Source organism: Ruegeria sp. BF7, assembly GCF_056538605.1.
Genome location: NZ_JBQFTM010000002.1, coordinates 279,208 through 303,355 on the forward strand (window position 1 = coordinate 279,208; position 24,148 = coordinate 303,355).

The 24,148-nt window shown below is 59.0% G+C and carries 22 protein-coding genes and 1 tRNA gene; 15 read left to right on the top strand and 8 right to left on the bottom strand.

Annotation, left to right across the window (positions count from 1 at the left end; all coding sequences use genetic code 11):
• Positions 1-29: 29 nt before the first annotated feature.
• From ACR0IK_RS07260 to ACR0IK_RS07320, 13 genes are all read left to right on the top strand, one after another.
• On the top strand, positions 30-1,220 hold the full coding sequence (locus tag ACR0IK_RS07260) for a toxic anion resistance protein (RefSeq protein ID WP_480590091.1): 1,191 nt from the start codon (positions 30-32) through the stop codon (positions 1,218-1,220).
• Between the two features lie 178 nt (positions 1,221-1,398).
• Positions 1,399-2,190, top strand: a complete 792-nt coding sequence (locus tag ACR0IK_RS07265) for a DUF2927 domain-containing protein (RefSeq protein ID WP_480640971.1) — start codon at positions 1,399-1,401, stop codon at positions 2,188-2,190.
• Between the two features lie 22 nt (positions 2,191-2,212).
• Positions 2,213-3,361 (top strand): SPFH domain-containing protein, encoded by a 1,149-nt coding sequence (locus ACR0IK_RS07270; RefSeq protein WP_480640972.1) that lies wholly within the window; start codon positions 2,213-2,215, stop codon positions 3,359-3,361.
• Between the two features lie 35 nt (positions 3,362-3,396).
• Positions 3,397-4,488, top strand: a complete 1,092-nt coding sequence (locus ACR0IK_RS07275) for a TFIIB-type zinc finger domain-containing protein (protein WP_480640973.1) — start codon at positions 3,397-3,399, stop codon at positions 4,486-4,488.
• Between the two features lie 91 nt (positions 4,489-4,579).
• Positions 4,580-5,248: a nitroreductase gene (locus tag ACR0IK_RS07280; protein WP_480640974.1), complete on the top strand. Its 669-nt coding sequence runs from the start codon at positions 4,580-4,582 to the stop codon at positions 5,246-5,248.
• A gap of 25 nt (positions 5,249-5,273) precedes the next feature.
• On the top strand, positions 5,274-5,711 hold the full coding sequence (gene dtd, locus ACR0IK_RS07285; protein ID WP_480640976.1) for a D-aminoacyl-tRNA deacylase: 438 nt from the start codon (positions 5,274-5,276) through the stop codon (positions 5,709-5,711).
• Complete coding sequence (locus ACR0IK_RS07290; RefSeq protein ID WP_480640978.1) at positions 5,711-6,814, top strand: glycerate kinase type-2 family protein; 1,104 nt, start codon at positions 5,711-5,713, stop codon at positions 6,812-6,814. The genes dtd and ACR0IK_RS07290 overlap by 1 nt, the downstream gene beginning before the upstream one ends.
• Before the next feature lie 51 nt (positions 6,815-6,865).
• Positions 6,866-8,857, top strand: a complete 1,992-nt coding sequence (locus ACR0IK_RS07295) for a CocE/NonD family hydrolase (protein WP_480640979.1) — start codon at positions 6,866-6,868, stop codon at positions 8,855-8,857.
• Positions 8,858-8,977: 120 nt separating this feature from the next.
• Positions 8,978-10,561: an ABC transporter substrate-binding protein gene (locus ACR0IK_RS07300; protein WP_480590107.1), complete on the top strand. Its 1,584-nt coding sequence runs from the start codon at positions 8,978-8,980 to the stop codon at positions 10,559-10,561.
• Positions 10,562-10,576: 15 nt separating this feature from the next.
• Entirely contained in the window at positions 10,577-11,533 is a 957-nt protein-coding gene (locus tag ACR0IK_RS07305; RefSeq protein ID WP_480590109.1) for an ABC transporter permease, read from the top strand.
• Positions 11,533-12,348, top strand: a complete 816-nt coding sequence (locus ACR0IK_RS07310) for an ABC transporter permease (protein ID WP_170400626.1) — start codon at positions 11,533-11,535, stop codon at positions 12,346-12,348. The genes ACR0IK_RS07305 and ACR0IK_RS07310 overlap by 1 nt, the downstream gene beginning before the upstream one ends.
• Positions 12,345-13,982 carry an ABC transporter ATP-binding protein gene (locus ACR0IK_RS07315; protein ID WP_480590111.1) on the top strand — a complete coding sequence of 546 codons (1,638 nt, stop codon included), beginning with the start codon at positions 12,345-12,347 and terminating at the stop codon, positions 13,980-13,982. Before ACR0IK_RS07310 ends, ACR0IK_RS07315 begins: the two co-directional genes overlap by 4 nt.
• Positions 13,983-14,124: 142 nt before the next feature.
• Positions 14,125-14,961, top strand: a complete 837-nt coding sequence (locus ACR0IK_RS07320) for an alkaline phosphatase family protein (protein ID WP_480640980.1) — start codon at positions 14,125-14,127, stop codon at positions 14,959-14,961.
• Positions 14,962-14,965: 4 nt separating this feature from the next.
• Here ACR0IK_RS07320 and ACR0IK_RS07325 read toward each other — a convergent pair whose 3' ends face one another.
• The 8 genes from ACR0IK_RS07325 to ACR0IK_RS07360 form a co-directional block, all read right to left on the bottom strand.
• Entirely contained in the window at positions 14,966-15,889 is a 924-nt protein-coding gene (locus ACR0IK_RS07325; RefSeq protein ID WP_480640981.1) for an alpha/beta hydrolase, read from the bottom strand.
• 13 nt (positions 15,890-15,902) lie between these two features.
• On the bottom strand, positions 15,903-17,792 hold the full coding sequence (locus ACR0IK_RS07330) for an acyl-CoA synthetase (protein WP_480590117.1): 1,890 nt from the start codon (positions 17,790-17,792) through the stop codon (positions 15,903-15,905).
• 156 nt (positions 17,793-17,948) lie between these two features.
• Entirely contained in the window at positions 17,949-19,769 is a 1,821-nt protein-coding gene (locus ACR0IK_RS07335) for an ABC transporter transmembrane domain-containing protein (RefSeq protein WP_480640982.1), read from the bottom strand.
• 128 nt (positions 19,770-19,897) lie between these two features.
• Positions 19,898-19,972, bottom strand: a tRNA-Gly gene (locus tag ACR0IK_RS07340).
• Positions 19,973-20,078: 106 nt separating this feature from the next.
• Positions 20,079-21,215, bottom strand: coding sequence for an N-acetylglucosamine-6-phosphate deacetylase (gene nagA / locus ACR0IK_RS07345; protein ID WP_480640983.1), 1,137 nt, complete (start codon positions 21,213-21,215; stop codon positions 20,079-20,081).
• Positions 21,212-21,415, bottom strand: a complete 204-nt coding sequence (locus tag ACR0IK_RS07350) for a hypothetical protein (protein WP_480640984.1) — start codon at positions 21,413-21,415, stop codon at positions 21,212-21,214. Before ACR0IK_RS07350 ends, nagA begins: the two co-directional genes overlap by 4 nt.
• A gap of 165 nt (positions 21,416-21,580) precedes the next feature.
• Complete coding sequence (locus ACR0IK_RS07355) at positions 21,581-21,985, bottom strand: SIS domain-containing protein (RefSeq protein WP_480640985.1); 405 nt, start codon at positions 21,983-21,985, stop codon at positions 21,581-21,583.
• Between the two features lie 384 nt (positions 21,986-22,369).
• The gene (locus tag ACR0IK_RS07360) at positions 22,370-22,699 is read right to left on the bottom strand and encodes a hypothetical protein (protein ID WP_480640987.1); all 330 of its coding nucleotides are present in this window, start codon (positions 22,697-22,699) and stop codon (positions 22,370-22,372) included.
• Positions 22,700-23,221: 522 nt separating this feature from the next.
• Here ACR0IK_RS07360 and ACR0IK_RS07365 point away from each other — a divergent pair.
• Both ACR0IK_RS07365 and ACR0IK_RS07370 read left to right on the top strand, forming a co-directional pair.
• Entirely contained in the window at positions 23,222-23,344 is a 123-nt protein-coding gene (locus tag ACR0IK_RS07365; protein WP_480640989.1) for a hypothetical protein, read from the top strand.
• 470 nt (positions 23,345-23,814) lie between these two features.
• The gene (locus ACR0IK_RS07370; RefSeq protein WP_480640990.1) at positions 23,815-24,036 is read left to right on the top strand and encodes a hypothetical protein; all 222 of its coding nucleotides are present in this window, start codon (positions 23,815-23,817) and stop codon (positions 24,034-24,036) included.
• Positions 24,037-24,148 lie beyond the last annotated feature (112 nt).

Here is a 24,148-nt window from a genome sequence, read left to right on the forward strand (position 1 = left end):
CGGACAGTTGTTTGAGAAAGGATTACCCCATGTCTGATGCGATCAAGAACAAGGCGGTCGAAGCTGAAACGCTGGTGCAGGAGGTCACGGCCGTTGCCTTACCCGACCCCACCGCCGAGGTCATCTCGCTTGAGGAAGCAGACGAACCCGTCAGCGCCGAGATCCGCAAGCGGATGGACGAAATCGACATGGAAAACACCAACTCGATCGTCTCCTTCGGATCATCCGCCCAGGCCGAACTGCAAGAGATCAGCCAGGCCATGCTGGCGGATGTCCGCAACAAGGATGTGGGTCCCGCCGGGGACAGTCTGCGCAACATCGTGACCACGATCCGCGGCTTTTCCGTCAGTGAACTGGATGTACGCCGCGAACGCAGCTGGTGGGAAAAGCTGATTGGTAAGGCCGCGCCATTCGCCAAATTCACTGCGCAATTCGAAGACGTTCAGGGACAGATCGACAGGATTACAGACGACTTGCTGGGCCATGAACACACGCTGCTTAAAGACATCAAGTCGCTGGACTTGCTGTATGAAAAAACGCTGGGATTTTATGACGAACTCGCGCTGTACATCGCAGCAGGTGAAGAAAAGCTGACCGAGCTGGACAGCCAGAACATCCCCGAAAAAGAAGCCGAAGTTCAGGCCGCGCCCGAAGACCAACAAGTGATGAAGGCGCAAGAGCTGCGTGACTTGCGCGCTGCGCGGGACGATCTGGAACGGCGCGTGCACGACCTGAAGCTGACCCGTCAGGTAACCATGCAATCCCTGCCCTCGATCCGGTTGGTGCAGGAAAATGACAAGTCGCTGGTAACCAAGATCAACTCGACCCTCGTCAACACCGTACCCCTATGGGAGACGCAATTGGCGCAGGCCGTCACCATCCAGCGCAGCGCCGAGGCGGCCTCGGCCGTGCGCGATGCGAATGACCTGACGAACGAGCTGCTGACCTCGAACGCGGCGAACCTGCGTCAGTCGAACAAGATGATCCGCGAGGAAATGGAACGCGGTGTATTCGATATCGAAGCGGTCAAACAAGCCAACGCCGACCTGATCGGCACTATCAACGAAAGTCTTGCGATCGCGGACGAAGGCAAAGCCAAGCGCGCCGCCGCCGAGCAGGAATTGAAGAAGATGGAGGCCGAATTGCGTGACACGCTGGCCTCGGCCAAGGCGCGCCGGGACGGTATCGGCGACAACGCCGGAACGGCAGTTCCGGGCTGACGGCGGGCTGCGCGTGAAGGTATCGGGATATCTGAAGCCCCTTTTGGGTTTTGTCGTTCTGTTAGCTTTGGCCAACTGCGATGAAACTCTGACGTCTTCGGTTGTCCCGCAACCGCGTCCCGCGGCGCCCGCACCTGCACCCAACGCCTATGTGCCACCGTCTGCAGCCAGTCAGGACTTGGCCCGGTTCTATCAGCGGGTCGAACGTGACCTGTTGACCCGCGGGTTGTTGCGGACGGACGGAGGAGGCCCCGATACACCGTATGACGCTGATGATTTAGCGCGTAATTTTGGGAAAATTGCTTTCATCAACGAACACTCTGGCAAATCCGCCGCATTTGTCAGCGGCCCAAGCGAGATTAAGTTAAATCGCTGGAAGAGCCCGATCCGCATCAGGACTGAGTTTGGTCCGAGCGTTTCTATGGAAAGCCGTGAAGCTGATCGGCAAACCATTCAAAACTATGCCAAGCGGCTACAGAAAGCGACCGGGCACAGCGTTAGAAGTGTAAATGGTGACGGGAACTTTCTTGTTTTCGTAGCAGGTCAGGATGATGTGGCCTATGCTCAGGACAGGTTGAAATCACTTGTTCCGGGTATACCGGACGACAGGCTGGACCTGCTGAGAACGCTGGACAGGCCGTTTTATTGTTTTGTCTTTACGTTTTCCGGCCAAGAGGACACCAATACCGTAATCCGTGCCGTAGCTTACATACGTGCAGAACTGCCCAACCTGCTGCGTTTGAGTTGCATCCATGAGGAAATTGCACAGGGATTCGGCCTTCCAAATGATAGCCCCTCAGCCCGACCGTCGATTTTCAACGATGATGATGAGTTTGCGCTGCTGACCAGCCATGACGAAAAACTACTGACCATGCTTTACGATCCGCGTCTACAGCCCGGAGTGACCGCGGATGACGCCCGCCCCGTGGTGCGGATCATAGCACGCGAATTGATGGGCCAGCAGCTCTGAGCCCGAGGAAAGGAGACCCCAAATGGGTATTTTCGATTTTCTGACCGGAGAATTTATCGACGTCATTCACTGGGTCGACGACACCCGAGACACGATGGTCTGGCGGTTCGAGCGTGAGGGCCATGAAATCAAGTACGGCGCTAAGCTGACGGTGCGCGAAGGTCAGGCCGCTGTGTTCGTGCATGAAGGGCAGTTGGCGGATGTGTTCACGCCGGGTCTCTATATGCTTGAGACCAACAATATGCCGATCATGACGACCTTGCAGCACTGGGATCACGGCTTTCAGTCGCCCTTCAAGTCCGAGATCTATTTCGTCAATACGACCCGGTTCAATGACCTGAAATGGGGCACCAAGAACCCGATTATGCTGCGCGATCCCGAGTTCGGGCCCACGCGTATTCGGGCCTTCGGCACCTATACCGTGCGTGTAAAGGATGCGGCGAAATTCCTGACTGAGATCGTGGGCACCGATGGTGAATTCACGATGGATGAGATCAGCTTTCAGATCCGCAACATCATCGTGCAGGAATTCAGCCGGGTGATCGCCGGGTCGGGTATCCCGGTTCTGGACATGGCCGCCAACACCGCCGATCTGGGCAAGCTGATCGCGGCCGAGGTCTCGCCCGTTCTGGACGGCTATGGGTTGGAGATGCCTGAATTCTACATCGAAAACATTTCGTTGCCGCCCGCGGTTGAGGCAGCGCTGGACAAGCGGACCTCGATGGGGTTGGCGGGTGATCTGGGCAAGTTCACCCAGTATTCAGCGGCCGAGGCGATGACGGCGGCCGCCAGCAATCCCGGCCAAGGCGGCGGCATGGGTGCCGGACTTGGTATGGGGATGGGAATGGCGATGGCCAACCAGATGGCAAACATGGCAGCGGGTCAACCGAGCGGCCCGTGGGGCAGTTCCGCCGCCGCTGCCACGCAACCGGCAACGCATGCGGCACCGCCCCCTCCTCCGCCAGTTGAGCACGTGTGGCATATCGCGGTCGATGGGCAGACAAGCGGACCCTTCTCGAAGGCCAAGATGGGACGTATGGCAACGGACGGGGAAATCACCCGCGACACCTATGTCTGGACCGCCGGTCAGGATGGCTGGAAAAAGGCCGGAGATGTACAGGAGCTGGCGCAGTTGTTTACCATCCTGCCACCGCCGCCGCCGGGAGCCTAACCTTTCAGGCGTCAGCGCAAGAATAGGGTGGCACGATGACCGAAGAACACAGATTCCCTTGCGAACAATGCGGTGCGGACTACCGTTTCAACCCCGGTGACGGCAGCCTGACTTGTGACCACTGCGGGCATTCCGAGGCAATCGGCGCCGGCCCCTGGGGCGGTGGCAGCCTGAAAGAGTTGGACTTCGATGCGGCCATTGCGGATCGGCTTCCGGACAGTGAGATCGAGGAAACGCGGGTTTTGTCCTGCCCCAACTGCGCGGCTCAGGTCGAGTTCGATCCTGCCACACACGCGGCTGAATGTCCGTTCTGTGCGACACCGGTTGTGACCGATACGGGGGTCAACCGGCACATCAAACCGCGCGGCGTGCTACCCTTTGCGCTGGATGAACGCGCGGCGCACAAGGCGATGGGCGACTGGTTGGGACGGCTGTGGTTTGCACCGAACGGGCTGAAGGATTACGCCCGCAAAGGTCGCAAGATGCAGGGCATCTATGTACCCTACTGGACCTTTGATGCCGACACGCAATCCAGTTATCGCGGAGAGCGCGGCACCGTCTACTATGAGACCCGAACTGTCATGCGTGACGGCAAGCGCGTGCAGCAGCAGGTACCCAAGGTGCGGTGGTCTCCGAAATCCGGGCGGGTGAAGCGGTTTTTTGACGACGTGCTTGTGCTAGCCTCACGGTCTTTGCCCAAAAGCTACACCGACGCGCTGGAACCCTGGGACCTGCCAGCGTTGGAGCCCTATCAGCCTGAATACCTGGCTGGGTTTCGGGCCGAAGCCTATACGGTCGAATTGCAGGAAGGATACTCCGAAGCGCGCGGGTATATGGCGCGGGTTATCGAGCGGGACGTGCGCTTTGACATCGGTGGCGATCGCCAGCGGATACATGCAATCGACACGGATGTACGGGATGTGACTTTCAAGCACATCCTTCTGCCGGTGTGGATGGCGGCCTACAAATATCGCGGTCAGACGTATCGTTTCGTCGTCAACGGACAAACCGGCCGCGTTCAGGGGGAGCGCCCCTGGTCAGCCATCAAGATCACTATCGCCGTTATTCTGGGTATGCTTGTGGCGGCTGGTGTCGGATATCTGATGGCCACCGGCCAACAAGGGTAAGGCGTCCTCGAAATCCGCAATTGTTGGCGCTTGAACTCCGCTTGATCAGACGCCACTCTGCGACGCGTCAACGCCGAGCGGGGAGGCTTGTGTGAAACTATCCGATCTGAACCACTTGCTGACAGCACGATATTCGTGTCGGGCATTCCTTCCCGACCCGGTTCCGAAGGAGCAGATCGAACAAATCCTGACCAGCGCCGCGCGTGTACCCAGCTGGTGCAATGCCCAACCGTGGCACGTGATCCTCACCAGCGGCGAAGAAACCGACCGGTTTCGAGCGGCACTGCAGAAAGAAGCGACTACAGGCACACCTGCCCCGGACCTGCCGTTTCCGACCTCCTACACTGGGGTCTATCAGGACCGCCGCCGCGCGTGCGGCTGGGCTTTGTATGAGGCAGTGGGCGTGGAACGCGGCGACCGCGCGGCCTCGACCCAGCAGATGATGGAGAATTTCTCTCTGTTCGGCGCACCGCATTGTGCCATCATCACCAGCCCGAAAGAGCTTGGGGCTTATGGCGCGCTGGATTGCGGCGGGTTCGTTACAGCGTTTTCACTGGCTGCTCAGGCTCGGGGCGTGGCCACGATCCCACAAGCAGCGGTGGCTACTTACAGCCCGTTCCTACGCCGCTATTTCGACATCCCGGATGACCGAGTGATTTTATGCGCGATTTCTTTTGGCTATGCAGATAAGGACCATCCAGCCAATGGCTTTCGCACCGATCGCGCCGATCTGGGTGAGATCGTCGAATGGGTCGGATAACAAACGCACTTAGCGGAGAGTAAATTTGCGCGCAGTAGTACAACGAGTTTCACGCGCCAGCGTATCGGTGGCCGGTCAGGTTATCGGCCAGACCGGGCCCGGGCTGACGATCCTGGTCTGCGCAATGCAAGGCGATGACGAGATCAAGGCGGATCAACTGGCTGCCAAGGTTTCAAAACTGCGGATTTTCAAGGATGACGCAGGGAAAATGAATCTCTCGGTGAAAGATATCGAAGGATCCGCCTTGGTTATCAGCCAGTTCACGCTATCCGCCGATACATCGCGCGGCAACAGGCCAGGCTTTTCGGAAGCCGCCGCACCGGATCTTGGCAAGCACCTGTATGAGGTTTTTGCCCAGCGACTTGTTGCGCATGGCGTGCCGGTCGAAACCGGTGAATTCGGGGCGGATATGGCGGTAGAGTTGGTCAACGACGGACCGGTCACAATTTGGATGGAAAGCTGATGGACAAAAAAGAACAGGCAATTCGCATCTGGCAGGCCGGCGTCGATGCAGTGGGCGGCCACGCTGCAACCAGCAAAGTGCTGCACGATGTCCCCGCACCCGACCAGATTCTGGCCGTAGGCAAACCCGCAGCGGCCATGGCACGCGCTGCGTTAGAGCATTTCGGCCCGTGCCCGGCACTTGTGGTCACCAAGGACGACCACGGGCGCGACCTGCCGGATCACGTCACGGTGATTGAGGCTTCTCATCCCGTTCCCGACAGTCGCAGCCTTCAGGGCGGTCAAGCCCTTCGTGAAGCGGTCGAAGCCATGCAGCCCGGCTCGCATCTGCTCTTGCTGGTTTCCGGTGGGGCATCCTCGCTGGCCGAGGATTTGCTGCCGGGCAAAACCCTGTCCGATCTTGAACAGCTGAACAAGAAGCTGCTGGCCGAAGGGCTGGACATCACAGCCATGAACGCTGAACGTCGCAAGCTATCGCGGATCAAAGGCGGTGGCCTGCTGTCTCATTTCAAAGGAGAAACAGCGACCGTTCTGGCGATCTCGGATGTGCCCGGGGATGACCTGAATGTTGTCGGCTCGGGGATCGGAGCGTTGCCGGAGAGCTACGACTTTGAGGCAACAACGCAGATCGTGGCGTCAAATGCACATGCTCGCGCGGCCGCTACGGAATTGGCGCAGGACGAAGGCCTGACGGTTCTTTCCAACGAAGAATGCCTGCACGACGACTTTCTGAACGTCGCCAAATCTCTGGGCGCGCGTATCCGATCCATGCCAAGCGGCGTCATGGTCTTTGGCGGAGAGCCGACGGTTGTCCTGCCCGAGAACCCGGGGCGCGGTGGGCGAAATCAGGGGCTGGCGCTGGCATTGGCCCGCGAGATTGCCGGAACCGAAGGACTCACCGTGGTCGTGGGTGGAACAGATGGCACAGACGGCCCAACCGATGCGGCCGGAGCGATCATTGACGGCGCCACTTGGGGGGAAGGCGCGGAACAGGCTCTGCAGCAGGCCGATAGTGGCAGCTATCTGGATCGCGCAGGCGCATTGCTGGTGACGGGGCCGACGGGAACGAACGTAATGGATCTGCTTGTCGCAATCCGCAATTGAACTGACGATTTTGACCCAACCTGATTTGTAATTCCCCCGGACAGTGTTGAAATGACGCCGCCAGCCAACGCGCTACGCACCATCGAAGACCATCCCGACGTCGGCATTGAGATGCCTGATGGTTGCCGCTTGTCCGCGCGCGTCTGGCGTCCGACGGATGCAACGGACAACCCCGTCCCTGCCATTCTGGAATTCCTGCCCTATCGCAAGCGCGATGGAACGACAGTGCGCGACGCGCTGACTCATCCGTGGTTCACCGAGCGCGGTTGTGCCTGCATCCGCGTCGACATGCGCGGCAATGGCGACAGCGAAGGGCTGATGGAGAACGAATACACCCAGCAAGAACTTGACGATGCCGTCGCAACGATCAATTGGCTGGCGCAGCAGCGCTGGTGCACAAACTCGGTTGGAATGATGGGGATCAGTTGGGGCGGGTTCAACGCGCTTCAGGTCGCGGCGCTGCAGCCCGAACCGCTGAAGGCGATCATCACCCTGTGTTCCACTGCCGACCGCTGTGCGGACGACATCCATTTAAAAGGTGGCTGCCTGCTGAACGAGAACCTGGGCTGGGGCGCGACGATGTGGTCGTACTCTTCCCGACCGCCGGACCCGGAGCTGCGGTCGAACTGGCGTGAGTTGTGGCTGGAACGGCTGGAGCATGAGCCGTTTCCACCCTCGGTCTGGCTGCGCCACCAACGGCGGGACAAATATTGGCGGCACGGCTCGGTCTGCGAAAATTTTAGTGCGATTCAGGCGGCGACCCTGGCCATCGGTGGCTGGGGGGATGCCTGTAAGAACAAAGTACCTTTGTTGGTTGAGCAGTTGAAGGTCCGGGTCGAAGGGATCGTTGGGCCTTGGGTGCATAAATACCCTCATTTCGCGGTGCCCGAACTGCGGATCGGATTCCTGCAGGAAGCTCTGCGCTGGTGGGATCACTGGCTGAAAGGTGTCGATACCGGCGTCGAAAACGACCCGGATTTTCGTGCCTATCTGATGGATGGCGTGTGGCCGCAGCGCGGGTACAACGAACGGCCGGGGCGCTGGATAGCCGAGGCTGATGGCGCCACGTCCCACCTGCCCGGCCTGACGCTGGGCTTGTCCGATGCCGGTTTGGGGCAGGACGGCCCACTGGACATTGGGGTGCAGTCCCCGCAAACCTGCGGCATGGAGGGCGGAGAGTATTGCGCCACCTGGCTGGGTCCTGACATGCCCGGAGATCAGCGCTCGGAAGATGCGCTATCGGCCTGTTTCGATGGCGCATCGCTGGCTGAAGACATGGACATCGTGGGCGCGCCGCGCATCCGCCTGCGTCTGAGCGCCGACCGCCCGCAGGCACAGATTGCTGTCCGGCTGAACCATGTGCACCCGGATGGGGCTTCGACACGCATTACCTATGGTGTGCTGAACCTGTCGCATCTCGACAGCCATGCGGAACCAACGCCGCCGACACCAGGCGCCGTGTATGACGTTGCGCTGAAACTGGATCACATTGCCTATCGCGTGCCCAAGGGGCACAGGCTGCGAGTCGCAATCTCCAGCGCATATTTGCCGCTGATCTGGCCGTCGCCAGAACGTACCGAACTGCACCTGACGCAAGGTGACATCACCATACCGCAACGCCCGTCCGTTGATGACGAACACACGTTTCCGCCGCCCGAGTCGGCCCCGGCCTTGGGTCAGTCATCCCTGCGTGCGCCGAACAATTCGCGGCGGGTGGAAATGGACATGAACTCGGGCGAAACCCACCTGATCATCGAGGATGATTTTGGTCTGGTCACCAACAATAACCACAGCCTGACACATGGTGGAACGGCGTATGAACGCTGGACAATTCACCCGGATGATCCCCTCTCTGCTCGGGGATATTGCAAATGGACACAAGAAATCAGCCGGAACGGTATCGACCTGCGCAAAGAGACCTCCTGCGAGATGTGGGCGGATTTGAATTCCTTTTTCCTCAAGGCCCGCATGGATGCTTTTGAGGCCGAAAAACTAGTTTCGACTAAGCAATTGGGGGATACCGTACCTCGTGACCAAATGTGATGCGGGTCGCTCAAGTGTCAGACATTTGTTCTTGCCCGTCCGACCGAATTCCGCCTACTTTGACTCATGCGTCAATAAAAAGCCCAAAAGGGCAACAATCCAATCAACTGGGAGACCATAATGAACGAACAAATCACTCACATGACCAAACAGGTCACAGCTGGCAAGCTCACCCGCCGCGAATTCATGGGGAAAGCAGCGGCTTTGGGTGTTTCTGCAGCCATGGCCAGCACCATATTTGCAGACGCCGCGCGCGCGGCTGGCCCGAAACAGGGCGGCGACGTGAAGATTGGCTCTGTCGGTGGCGAATCGACGAACTCGCTGGACCCCGCAACTTACGCCAGCCAAGTGCCCGCGCTCAACGGTCGCCAATTCGGTGACACGCTGGTGGTTGTAGCGCCGGACGGTTCGATTGAATCACGTCTGGCCGAAAGCGTGGAAGCCAGCGCGGATGCCAAGGTTTGGAACTTCAAAATTCGTCCCGGCGTTGAATTTCACAACGGCAAGACGCTGACTAGCGAAGACGTGCTAAAAACAATGCAACGCCATTCGGACGAGAACTCTAAATCCGGTGCCCTGGGCATCATGAAAGAGATCGAGTCGATGAAGACAGACGGCGACGTGTTCTCAGTCACGTTGAACAGCCCAAATGCTGATTTGCCTTACCTCATGGCAGACTACCACCTGATCATTCAGCCGGACGGTGGCCTCGATAATCCGGGCGCGGGTATCGGCACAGGGCCATACAAGATGGAAGTAAACGAGCCGGGTGTGCGTCACGTTTACACGAAGTTCGACAATTACTGGGCGGATGACGGCCATTTTGACAGTGTCGAAATTATTGCCATCAACGATGCAACCGCACGTACCGCGGCGCTTCAGTCCGGTCAGGTTCACCTGATCAACCGGGTTGAGCCCAAGGTCGCTGGCCTTCTGGGCCGCGCTCCGGGTCTGAGCGTGCAGCCCACGACTGGTCGCGGACATTACGTATTCATCATGCATTCGGATACCGCTCCGTTCGACAATCTCGACCTGCGGCTGGCTCTGAAATATGCGATCAACCGCGAAGAGCTGGTTGAAAAGATCCTGCAGGGTTATGGGTCTGTTGGCAACGACATGCCGATCAATGCGGCTTACCCGCTGTTTGACGATACAATCCCACAGCGCCCGTTCGATCTTGAAAAGGCGGCCGAACATTACAAGAAGTCCGGCCACGACGGATCACCGATCGTTCTGCGCACCTCGGATGTTGCATTCCCGGGTGCAGTTGACGCTGCGGCGCTCTTCCAGCAGACGGCAAATCAGGCCGGTATCCCACTTGTGATCGAACGTGTGCCGGGTGATGGCTACTGGTCCGAGGTCTGGAATGTCCAACCGTTCTGCGCCTCTTACTGGACGGGCCGTCCGGTACAGGATCAGATGTATACCACAGCGTATCTCTCGACCGCCGACTGGAACGACACACGTTGGAAACGGCCCGAGTTCGACGATATGCTGAATCAGGCGAAAGGTGAGCTCGACACCGCCAAGCGAAAAGAGATCTACTCTCAGATGGGTCGACTGCTTAACGAAGAAGGCGGCCTGATTTGTCCGATGTTCAACCAGTTCATTGACGGTGTCAGCGACCAACTGGCTGGTTGGGAGCCGGATCCGTATGATGAACTGATGGGTGGCCAGGCCACACGAAAAATGTGGTTTGCCTAATACAGGCCAAGGACAATGCATCCCATCATCAAACTGGTTTCCCAGCGCCTTGCGCTGGGTCTCCTGCTTCTCTTCGGCGCATCGGCTCTGATTTTCGGCCTCACCGAAGCTCTTCCAGGGGACGCCGCGCAAGCCGTCCTTGGTCAATCCGCAACCCCCGAATCTTTGGCAAACCTGCGCGAAGAGATGGGCCTCAACCGCCCTGCCCTGACCCGTTACTTCGAGTGGCTGGGCGGCATTCTTCAGGGTGATCTGGGTCAGTCCCTGACCAACAAACTCGATATCGCGGAAAGCATTGGAAAACGACTGGGGAACACGCTGTTTCTGGCCTGTGTGGCGGCTGTCGTCTCCGTTCCGCTTGCCATCTTTCTGGGCTTGCTGGCCGTCCGGTACCGCGACCGCTGGCCGGACAAATTGATCTCTGCCGTCACGCTTACAACAGTGTCGATCCCAGAATTCCTAATCGGCTACCTGGTGATCTACTTCATCTCGGTGAAACTGGGATGGTTTTCTTCGCTTGCTATGATCAATGATTCAATGTCCTTCGGGGAAAAGCTCTATACCATCGCGTTACCGGCTTTCGTGCTGACTCTGGTGGTTCTGGCGCAGATGATGCGAATGACCCGTGCTGCAATCCTGAACCTGATGCAGTCGGCATATATCGAGACAGCCGAACTGAAGGGCCTGTCGAACTTTCAGGTCATTGCACGTCATGCCTTTCCCAACGCAATCTCCCCGATTGTCAACGTCGTGATGCTGAACCTGGCCTATCTGGTCGTGGGTGTCGTCGTGGTCGAGGTGGTGTTCGTCTACCCCGGCATGGGGCAATACTTGGTGGATTCGGTGACCAAACGTGACGTGCCGGTCGTTCTGGCCTGCGGTGTCGTCTTCGCCGCTGTCTATATCGGGCTGAACATGGTGGCCGATATCGTGTCGATCCTGGCCAACCCAAGACTGAGGCATCCGAAATGATGAAGAATATTCCTATTTCGGCCATGATCGGTCTGTTTTTCACCGGGCTTTACTTCTTCGTGGCATTCACCGCACCGCTGATTGCGCCCTACGGCATGGCCGAAGTGGTCGGCGATGTATGGGAACCCTCAAGCGCCGAGCACCTGCTGGGCACCGACAATATCGGGCGCGATCTATTGACCCGCATGATCTACGGTGGCCGCACGACCATCTTTATCGCCGCAGCAGCCACGATCCTCAGCTTTGTCACCGGCACCTCTCTGGGTCTGCTAGCGGCCGTGCTGGGCGGTTGGGCCGATCAGGTGCTCAGCCGGGCGGTTGATCTGGTCATGTCGATCCCGACGCTGATTCTGGCGCTGGTTATCTTGGCGATTGTTCCGGTGACCGTTCCGATCCTGATCCTTGTAATGGGCCTGCTGGACGCCACGCGTCCCTATCGCCTGTCGCGATCTGTCGCCGTAGACATCAACGTGATGGACTATGTCGAAGCCGCCAAACTGCGCGGTGAAGGTCGCGGCTGGATCATCTTCCGGGAAATCCTGCCCAACGCCCTGTCGCCTCTGGTCGCTGAATTCGGGCTGCGGTTCATCTTCATGGTCCTGTTCATCTCGACCCTGTCGTTTCTGGGCCTAGGCGTTCAGCCACCGCTGGCGGACTGGGGCGGCATCGTAAAGGAAAACAAGGACGGCATCGTCTATGGCATCGGCGCGGCGCTGTACCCCGCTGTGGCCATCGCGACGCTGGCCATCTCGGTCAACCTTGTGGCTGACTGGGTCCTGAACCGTACCACATCGCTGAAAGGAGGCCGGGGATGAGTGATATCCTTCTCAAGGTCCGCGACCTCAAGATCGGCGCGACCGTCTATCCACCGGGCGAAAAGCCCCATGACATCGAGATCGTGCACGGGGTCAGTTTTGACCTCGAACGCGGCAAGGTGCTGGGTCTGATCGGCGAATCCGGTGCCGGAAAATCCACCATCGGTCTGGCCTCGATGGCCTATGGACGGGGTGGTGTGAAAATCACCGGTGGCGAGGTCTGGGTGAACGGGCGCGATATACTCAAAACATCTCATGGGGATATCCGCAAACTGCGCGGGGGTGAGGTCACCTATGTGTCCCAATCCGCCGCCGCGTCGTTCAACCCGGCCAAAAGGATCATGGATCAGGTGGTCGAAGCGGCAGTCGAACAGAAGAAATTCTCCCGCAAAGAGGCCGAAGGCCGCGCGCGTGAGCTGTTCGCCAAGCTGGGTCTGCCTGACCCGGACAATATCGGTGATCGCTACCCGCACCAGGTTTCGGGCGGTCAGTTGCAGCGTTGCATGACGGCGCTTGCACTGTGCCCCGAGCCTGATCTGGTGGTGTTCGACGAACCCACCACGGCTCTGGACGTGACCACTCAGATCGATGTTTTGATGGCCATCAAGGAAGCCATCGCAGCGACCGGCGTTGCCGCGCTTTACATCACCCACGATCTGGCAGTTGTGGCGCAGGTGAGCGACGACATCATGGTGCTGCGGATGGGCAATACGGTCGAATACGGCAACACCGATCAGATCATCAACAACCCGCAGGAAGACTATACCAAGGCGCTGGTCTCGGTGCGGTCGATTGAGCACGAAGAGAAAAAGCCCACACCGGAACCGGTGCTGAGCGTTGATGGTATCACCGCGCGCTACAAGGGTCTGAACTTCGACGTGCTGCACAACGTCAATGTCGAGCTTCATCCGGGGCAGACACTGGCGGTCGTGGGTGAATCCGGCTCGGGCAAGTCCACGCTGGCTCGTGTGATCACCGGCCTGTTGCCCCCGCGCGATGGAGAGATCACCTTTAACGGACGGAAGCTGAGCCGCGATTTGAAAGGGCGTTCCCGCGAAGACGTGCGCGAGCTGCAGATGATCTATCAAATGGCAGACACTGCGATGAACCCGCGTCAGACCGTTGGCACAATCATCGGCCGCCCGTTGGAGTTCTACTTCAACCTGCGCGGGTCCGAAAAGCGCAAGCGGGTCATCGAGTTGCTGGATGAGATCGAACTGGGCGAAAAGTTCATTGATCGCTATCCGGCAGAGCTGTCTGGCGGTCAGAAACAGCGTGTCTGTATCGCGCGGTCGCTGGCGGCCAAGCCCAAGTTGATCATCTGTGACGAGGTCACCTCGGCGTTGGACCCGCTGGTGGCGGACGGCATCCTCAAGCTGTTGCTGGATCTACAGCAGATCGAGGATGTGGCTTACCTGTTCATCACCCACGATCTGGCGACGGTGCGCGCGATCAGTGACAGCATCGCAGTGATGTATCAGGGCCGCGTGGCGCGGTACGGGTCTAAGAGCGAGGTGCTGAGCCCACCGTTCGACGACTATACCGACCTGTTGCTCAGCTCGGTGCCCGAGATGCATCTGGGCTGGCTGGAAGAGGTGGTCGCCCACCGCAAAATGGAGAGCGCCGGGAACTGATCCCCGTCCCCATAAAAGCTTCGAAATCCCGGCACGTGTCACAAACAGGTGTCGGGATTTTGCAATTCGGGGCGCGAATTGGCAGCCCATACTTTGCGAATCCCCTAGGCTCGCCTGAAGTGTTAAAGAAAAGGGTCAGAATATGGACCGCAAACTCCTCCTCATCATTCTGGACGGCGTCCCGTGGCGCAACTTTCGCCGGTTGTTCGGCAACCTCGAAGGCTGGGTCGACAGTGGCGAGGCGCAGGTCTGGAAACTGCGTTCGGTGCTTCCGTCGACCTCGGCCAGTTGCTATGCCTCGATCCACACCGGCGTTACACCGCAGGAGCATGGCTGTACCGGCAATGGCAATGTCTTCCGCCTCAGCCATAAGGACGTTTTCAGCCAAGTGCGTGAGGCCGGCGGCGTGACCGGCGCGGTCACCCACAGCTATTGGTCGCAATTCTTCAACCGCCACCCGTTCGATTACGTCCGCGATGTCGAATATGACGAGCCCGACAGCAAAACCATCAACCACGGCCGGTTCCACTCCATGACGGGCTACGGCAATGCCAATCAGATGACGCCCTGTGATGTGGACCTGTTCGCGTCTCTGACCAACCTTTGCCTGCGCTTCGGTCTGGATTACGGCATCCTGCACACCTGCACACTGGACAGCATGGGGCACCGATTCCACCACGACTGTGCAGAGATGGACCACGCCTGTTTCGTTGCGGACGAAATGCTGGCCCCTTTCATCCCCCGCTGGCGGCAGTTGGGCTACGAGGTCATCGTCACCGCCGACCACGGCCAGGATGAGCGCGGCCACCACGGCGGACGCAGCCCGTTGCAGCAGGAAACCGCGCTGTATTACTTTGGCGATGCCAAAGGCCCCGAGGTGGACGCTGTGATCGACCAGCTACAGTTGGCCCCCACGATCTTGAACCGCATGGGCGCACCGATTGCCGAAACGATGAAGGCCGTGTCATTCCTGAAATAGGGGATCAGTCGTAGGGCCAAACCTCTTGGCCCAACGCTTCGATAGCGATCGAAATCCGTTCAAAACTGTCTGCGGCGCGCTTCACCGAGGTTCGCGCCCGCAGATAACCGTGCACGAGTCCGGGTTCGTTGATCCATTGTGCTCGTCCTCCAGCTGCTGTGATCTGCTCGCAATAGATCGGCCCGTCATCGCGTAACGGATCACAATCCGCCGTCACGACAATGGTCGGTGGCAAGTTCGAGAAATTCGTATCGCACAAGGGCGCAAAGGTCGGGTCATTGTGCGGAACCGTGCCGCCACAGCGTATCTTCTCGTAGAACTTGATTTCCTCAAGCGTCAATAGCGGGGCGTGCGCGTGTTCGATGTAAGACCCCGCTGATGTATCTCCGCCCAATCCGGGGTAAATCAGAACCTGGCCCAGCACATGCTCAAGCCGCCCGCGGCCATAATGTGCAACCGCAGCCGCAAGATTGCCCCCCGCGCTGTCTCCAGCCAGAACCAGAGGGTCTTCGAATTCCGCGACCACCCAGTTTGCAGCGGTCCAACTGTCCTCAAACTGCGCCGGATGCACATGCTCGGGGCAGAGGCGGTAGTCGACGGCAACAACCCGGTACCCGGTCTGTACGCAAATCTCGGCGCAGACGTCGTCGTGGCTGTCCAGCCCACCGACAACAAAACCGCCGCCATGAAAATAGACGACGGTTCGTGTTGGATCTCCGGCGGTATAAACCCGGACAGGCACGCCATCAGCGGACCCGTCCTGCACATCCAGACCCGGAGGCCGGGGTTGGCAAAATTCCTGACACATTTCGTTATAGACGCGGCGCTGATCTTCGATTTTTAGATCAACCGCGTTGTCAGGATAGCTTTCAGCCGTTCGTTTTATGAACGCCCAGGTTTCTTCATCGATCAGACGTTCATAATCCATTGTCCCTCCGCGGTCAGGTAGCCCATTCCCATGGCCGGGTGAAAGATCCCAGCACTTTCCCGACATCGTCGTCCGATGAACCGTTGGCGTCAAGCTGCGCGACAAGCCCGCGTTTCTTATCGTCGATCACCGAGACAACGCGCGCATCCAACTCGGCTTTTTCAAGCGCGCCGTTATAGATGCGGGTGATTGCCTGTTTGCGAAGCTCAGGCTTGAACACCTTTCCCACGGCGGTTTTCGGCAGCTCGTCCAGAATAGTCATGTGCTTGGGCTGTGCCGCGCGCTCATGGACATGCACGCTGCAATACTCCATCAGCTCCTTCTCGGTCACGCTGGCACCGTCGACCAGTTCGACAAAAGCGCAAGGCACTTCGCCGGAATAGGCGTCGGGCTGGCCGATGGCCCCGGCAAAGGCGACGGCGTCGTGACCCAGCAGGGCCTCTTCGATCTCAGCCGGGTCGATGTTGTGTCCGCCACGGATGATCAGATCCTTGGCACGACCCGTAATCCACAGATACCCATCCTCGTCAAACCGGCCCAGGTCACCGGTGCGCAGGTATTTGTCGAAATGATAGAGGTCCACATTCTTATCGACCTCGGTATAGGTGTTGCCCGCATAGACACCGGGATTCGAAATACAGATCTCACCAATCTCATCTGCATCGCATTCCTTGGGGCCGTCCGGCCCGTTTTGTAGGATTTTGACATCCGTATAGGGGAACGGAATCCCGATCGAGCCGATTTTCTTTTCCCCATCCACCGGGTTGCATGACACCAAACAGGTTGCCTCGGTCAGACCATAGCCTTCGACGATGGTCACGCCCGTGGCTTCTTCAAAGCGGCGGAACAGTTCGACGGGCAGCGGAGCCGAGCCCGAGAACGCTGTTTTCACGGTTGAGATATCCGCGTCCACCGGGCGCTGCATCTTGGCGGCAATAGCTGTGGGCACGGTGATGATGAAGGACACTTTCCAGCGTTCGATCAGCTTCCAGAAATTATCGAACACGCCGTCGCCACGATAGCCGGCAGGGGTCGGGAAGACCACATGCGCGCCCGACGACACCGCCGCCATCACGATCACATGGACGGCAAACACGTGGAACATGGGCAGCGGGCACATGATGACGTCTTCGTCCGAGAACAGCAGTGTATGACCAAGCCAGCCGTTATAGATCAGACCCGAATACTTGTGCTGCGCCACTTTGGGCATACCCGTGGTACCGCCGGTATGGAAGTAACAGGCAACACGGTCTTCCTTGCTGTCTTCGAAGGTCAGCGTCGTGGGTTGCTTGGCCAGCTCCTGATTGAAATTCTTATAATCCGCATGGGCCAGATGTTCCTTGTCACCCATCTTGGGGCGCAGGAAAGGCACGAGCCAGGATTTCGGCGGTGTCAGATACCGGTTGAGGTCAATCTCAAGAATGGTATTGACCTTGGGTGCGTGTCGCACCGCCTCTTCGACCTTTTGCGCCACATCGGTCTTGGGGAAGGATTTCAGCGTCACCACCACCTTGGCGCCGGTCTCGCGCAGGATCGCGGCGATCTGTTCGGGTTCCAGTAGCGGGTTAATCGGGTTGACGATCCCGGCCACCGCGCCGCCCATCATGGTGATCAGCGTCTCGTTACAATTGGGCAGCACGTAGGCGACCACGTCCTTTTCGCCCACACCCAGCGACCGGAACAGATTGGCGGCCTGGTTGACCTTGCCCAGCAGTTCGGACCATGTCAGCGTCTCAGCCTTGTCGGTCGGGCCGGACAAAAGCTGAAAACTGATCGCGTTGCTGTTGGGGAACTTGTCTGCTGTGCGCGACAGCAACTGGTGGAAGGTGACCGGAACATCGCGGTCCTCCCACGACATTTCCTGCTCCATCCTCGCCTTGTCTTCCAAACCCACAAAGGCCATGTGGTTCCTCCCTTATCTCTCCCGTGTCCCGCACGGGTTTCGTATCCACGCCAAGATGGAAGCAAAACCACGCAGGTTCAAGAAAGGCATTAGCTGTGAAGGCAGCAAAGAGGTAGAATGACGCTGCGGACTTAGCCGTTTTGCCCCAGCGTCACTTTATTCGGCAGCCAATCCGTCGGTGAATTGCAGGCGCGCCAGACGGGCATAGAGCCCATCCTGCGCCACAAGATCGTCATGGGTACCTTGTGCCACGATCTGGCCTGCCTCCATCACTACGATCCGGTCGGCCTTTTTCACCGTGGCCAACCGGTGTGCCACGATCAGCGTCGTACGGCCCGCGCGCATTTGATCTACGGCCCCCTGAACGGCACGTTCGCTTTCCGCATCCAGCGCCGAGGTTGCCTCATCCAGCAGCAGAACCGGCGCGTCGCGCAGGATCGCGCGGGCGATGGCAATACGCTGTTTCTGCCCGCCCGACAGCATAACGCCGCGCTCACCGACGAAACTGTCATAGCCCTCGGGCAGCGCCGAGATGAAATCATGCGCAGCCGCGGCCCGGGCGGCGGCCTCGACCTCGGCATCCGAGGCATCCAGACGGCCAAAGCGGATGTTTTCGCGCGCTGAGGTGGCAAAGATGATCGGGTCCTGCGGCACCAGCGCCATATAGCGGCGGAAGTCGGCCCGGTCGATGTCTCGCAAATCGACGCCATCCAGCCTGACCTGCCCCGAGGCCGGGTCATAGAACCGTTGAATCATCTGGATGACGGTTGTCTTACCCGCCCCAGATGGGCCAACAAACGCAACAGTCTCACCCGGGTTGACCTGAAGCGTGAGATGCTCAAGCGCCACGACATCGGGGCGCGACGGATAGCGGAAAGTCACATCGTCAAATCGAATCTCGCCACGAACCGGCGACGGCAGCGCGGTCGGGTTGGCCGGGTCGTTGACCGTGTCCTGCGTGTTCAGAAGCTCGACCAGACGCTCGGTCGCGCCGGCGGCGCGCTGCAACTCGCTCCAGATTTCCGACAGGGCTGCGACGGACCCCGCCATGATGATCGAGTAGATCACGAACTGGATCAGAACACCTTCGGTCATTACGCCGTTGCGAACGTCATTCGCACCCATCCACAGCACGCCGACGATGCCGGTGAACACCAGAAAAATTACGATGACCGTAAGAACCGCGCGGGTCTGAATTCGGCGCAGCGAGACAGTATAAGAGGTCTCGGTCATGTCATCGAACTGCTTGCGGCTGGCTTGCTCGTGGGTGAAGGCCTGCACCGTTTGCACCGCGCTCAGCGCCTCGCCCGCGTTGCCGGACGAGGCCGCGATCCAGTCCTGGTTTTCCCGACTGATCACGCGCAGACGCCGCCCCAGCAGCAGAATCGGCACCACCACAATCGGGATCAGCAACATCACCATGCCGGTCAGCTTGGCCGAAGTCAGCAACATCAGCACCAGACCGCCCAGGAACAACAGCACGTTCCGCAACGCGATAGAGACGGACGAGCCCAAAACCGACTGAATCAGGGTCGTGTCGGTGGTGATCCGACTCAGAACCTCTCCTGTCATGATGCGTTCATAAAACTCGGGGCTCATGCCGATAACGCGATCGAACACCGCCTTGCGGATATCGGCCACCACGCGTTCCCCCAAACGGGTCACCAGCGCATAGCGCAAGCCTGTGCCTACGGCCAAAACGGCGGCAATGCCCAGCGCCGCCAGAAAGTACCAATCCAGCAGTTCTCCATCTTCGATACGGAAATTATCGACCACGCGGCGCACGGCCAGCGGCAGCGTCAGCGTCATGCTGGCGGTCAACACCAGCGCCAGCGTCGCACCGATCATCAACAACCGGTATGGCCGCATGAACGGCCAGAGTGAAGCCAGAACGCCAATTTTCTTGGAGCCCGCGCGCTCTTCGCTGGCGCCCGGTGCGGATTGTTGTGCTGGACTGGCTGAGGCTCTTCTTGCCATGCTTGGCCCTTAACTCATGTTCGCGTTCGTTTGCCCGCTTCTTGGCGGCAGCGCACCGCCGGGTCAAGCTGCGCATCGCAAATTGATCCCTTCTCAGGGCCATTTGACGCAGAATTTCAGGGCTGACTTGGAGCGGGCGGCGGGAATCGAACCCGCTTCATCAGCTTGGAAGGCTGAGGTAATAGCCAGTATACGACGCCCGCTCAGCGCAGGTCGGTTTAAGCGATGCGCCTGACGCCGTCAAGCGCCGTTCGACGGTGGATTCCAATTTCTGTGCACAGCCTTGGCGAACCGTGAATAGTGGCCGTGCTACGCCTGCGCCGGAAGCCAGTCACATGTGTCGAGATCAGACGAAATCCGGATCATCGACTCATATTGCAGCGGCTGCGCAGCCGTTTGGCCGATCAGTGACGCCGGATAGGTCGTTGCAGCGACCAGCGCCTCCTGCAGTGGCACCCCCACCTGAGTAACAAGATTGCGGATGGCCGTAGTCAGGTCCAGATCGGCCCCGGCCAGTGTTCCGTCCCCAAGCGTCAACCGCCCATCTGTCCGCGCAATTCGGCGGCCTTCCAGTTCGAACGCGTTCTGATCCGTGCCCGCAACGGCCATCGCGTCGCTGACCAAAAAGATTTGACCTGGCGCGGTTTTAGCGGCCCACGCAGCGCGCATCACCTCGGGGTGAACATGGATACCGTCGGCGATCAGCCCCGCTGACAAGCCGCCATTGGCCAGTGCCGCACCGACCAGACCCGGTTCGCGGCTGCCCAGTTGGCTCATGGCATTGAACAGATGCGTCACACAGCGCGCACCTGCCATGGCATAACGCTGGCACGTCGCGAAATCTGCGTTGGTATGGCCCAACGACACCAGAACACCCGCATCGAATAAAACCTTTACCTGTTGCTCGGACACGGATTCGGGCGCGACGGTCACCATGAGGCACGGCAGTTCCCCCGCCGCCGCGATCAGGGCCGCCACGTCTGCATCCTCCATCGGGCGGATCATCGCCCAGTCATGTGCTCCCTTACGCGCAACGGACAGGTGCGGCCCCTCCAGGTGCAGCCCGGCCACGCCCGGAACATCCGAATGCACCGCCTCTATCGCGGCCTGGATGGCGGCCCTTGTCTTCTCGGGCGTGTCTGTAATCAGGGTAGGCAGCAAAGACGCCACACCCAACCGGCGATGCGCCTCGGCAATTCGTCGGATCGTGCCGACCGAGGGGTCGTCGTTGAACATCACCCCATCGCCGCCATTGACCTGCAGATCGACATACCCGGGGCATAGGATATCCCCGTTCAGATCAATAACCTGCCCTTCGGATGTTGCCTGCTCCTCAGGCACTAGCGCGGCCAGCGCACCGTCGCGAAAAACAATCGCCTGGCCGAAATGCAGGCGCCCGCCATCAAACAGGGCCCCATTGCGAAATGTCACTGAACCTGAGGTCATACTTTCTCTGTCACCTTTCTCAGATGGCGCGGCGCGTCAGGGTCGATTCCACCGGCGCGGGCCAAGGCCTCGACCATACCGTAAAAAGAGGTGATGGTGGCAATGGGATCCGTCAGCCAATGATCGGTTCGTGTGACTGGCAGGCTCTGAGAGCGTTTCGCCTTGTCGGTTGACGCAATAACCGCAGCCCCTTTGACCACCAGAGTATCTGCAGCATCGGCTGTAGTCTGTTCTGCCGCATCTCATGCAGTGGAGACAATAGTGGGGAGCCCGTTTTCCGCGATCGAAACCGGCCCATGCAAGACTTCGGCGACCGAATAACTTCCGGCTTGAATCTGGAAGGTTTTCTTGATTTTCAGCGCGGCCTAGTTGGACATCGCAAAGGACGGACCGCAGCCCAGCGTGAACAGCGACACACCCGTTATCGCCTCGGCCACCTCCGTCCAGTCACATGGCGCGGCCCGCGCCAAATGCCCCGGTATGGACTGGATCGCGCCGGACAATTCACTGTCGCCCCTGATCTCTGCCTGTAACCAAAGCCCAACCACCAAAGGGGTGACAATAGTCTTGGTCGCGGCCACGCTCAGTTCCGGCCCCTCGTGCACAGGCAGCACCGCGTCGGTCATCCCGGCCAGTCGCGAGCTTTCGTCATTGGTGATGGCGACGATTACCCGCCCCCGGATTTCAAGAACCGTGTCATGCCTAAAAAACCCTTGCTTTGTCCCAACCGGGCACCGACAGGCACAACGCCCCTTGACCCGCAGACCCACACCCTAGATCGAGCTGACCGACGGCCCGACCGGGGCAGCAAGCAGGTTCAGCAGCAACTCGGCCTCACGCAGGCGATGGATGTGGAAAATCTGTTCACCGTCTTTCAGGCTCAACGCCTCAACTTCTCCGGGGGGGGCGTAAAGACACCGCGCTCCTGCCATTACGAGGATGTAGCGCACCTCGAATCGACATGCCCTCGGAAAAAGATGTCAGATGCGTCAGCGATTGCTCCACCCGCAGCGCGCGCTCACGAATGAACGAGCCCGAGCCCTGCCGCTACTCAGTCACGCCCTTCTGAACCAGGTCCTTTATCGCTTTGCGCACGGTAACCCGTGACAGATCGGTGATCTCTACCAGTTACCGTTCCGAGGGCAGCTCGGCGTTCAGAGCCAGCACTCTGGTATCGAGCCCCTCTTGCAGCCGGAGACGCAACTGGACATAAAGCGGGCTTTTTCCGGGATTCCGCCACCGGCCGGGCAGATCGCCTCACCCGATTGCCAGCCCTGCCATTTCGCGGTTTCGGTGATGCAATCGGCCATGGCTTGCAAAACCTCTACGGCAACAGAGTTACCAGCCTGTGCGGCAGCTGAGATTGCGGCAGCAACCCCACCGATCTGCCGGGACAAGGCATCAAGCCCGCCCCGAATATGCGCGAGCATCCTGTCAAAACTGGGTGAGACATTGGCGGCCCCGGCTTCAACACAACGGTTCATGTCATTAACCTCACAAGCCACCCGGCAGCGCCTTCCGCCGCCATCAACCGCTAATTCCGCCCTATCTCAAGACTCGGCCAGAACAATACCATTACAATACCTTTTAAGACTAAGAATGCCCACGCGTCCCGAAAGCCACAGTTTTTTTCCCGAAAATTGGCAAAAATAGTTCCAAAATTTCAAGGAGAAAGAAGAACCAGGACAGGTGGTGTCACATAGATATCTTATGGCGAACAAACGGGGGCACTTGATGCCCCCGCAATTTGGACACCTGCACCTTGACGAAAAATAGCTGACCTCATGCAATCTGGTCAGCGCATGGCGCGCATTGACCGAGTCGCAGATCGCTGAGGCCACCACGTCCGTGACGCGTAGGCTTGTCGCCCACGGATGCCTGTATGCTATTGCAAGTACCCGACGGGGTTGTGTCCGCATTACTGGCGCAAAACTGAAAACGACAAGCAAATCCAAAGGACAATGACACACTGAAGCCTTATGCTGGCCTCGCTGGACACAACCCAGATGACCACAAGCGCATTTGCCAAGGACTTGACGTTGACCAACGGAAGCTGGCGCAACGATGACCTGACCCCGCGGCAGGACCAGATACTCCCCGCATTCGAAGCCAAACACCCCGGCATCTAGGATCAGTTCATCCCCTCGGCCCCGGCAGAATACAACGCCGTTCTGAACTCGAAACGCGACGCGGATTCGGTCGGCGGCCTGATCACCTGCCGCCCGTTCTAAATCTTTCTGGCACTGTTTGGGGCGGCCACCTGATCGATCTGTCCGAGGTCGAGGCGATGAGCAATCTCTCGGACGTGGCGAAATTGGCGTGACAGACAGATGATGCGCAGTAAGTATCTGCGTTCCGATGGCCTCGGCGATCCACGGTTTCATCTACCGGAATGCCCTCGCCGAAATCCACAGTGAAGTTCCCAGCACCACTGAGGATGAGTTCTTTGCCGCACTTGACAAGATCACTGAGAACGGAACCCATCTCCACCGCCATCGGCCCGAACGAATGGAAGGGCGAGGCAAGCCGTCAGGTGCTGTTCACCGCTTAGCAAAATAATGACCGATAAGGACCGGGCTGCAATCTTTCCCGCCGGGTCGTGGCAAATCTTGGGCTTCAATACGAAGGCCGATTTCAGTATGGCGCATTCAAGCCGTTGATCCGCGATGCGGGTGTCACCTGTTGTTTCTCGGACAACACCGAAATCTGTATCGGCATGAACGAAGACACCAAGAAATTCAAAGCCGCTGAGATTTTTCCGACATGGCGTGCACGGCGCATGGTCGAAACATCCATTTGGCTGAACCGCAAGCCGGCGTAGGGTATATCCTGCGCCACCATCCCTCGTGGATGCGCCTGATCGCCAAGGCATGCGATCTATGCAGACCCTGATATTCCGCCTGTACCGGAATCAACAATCCTCGAGTCCGGAT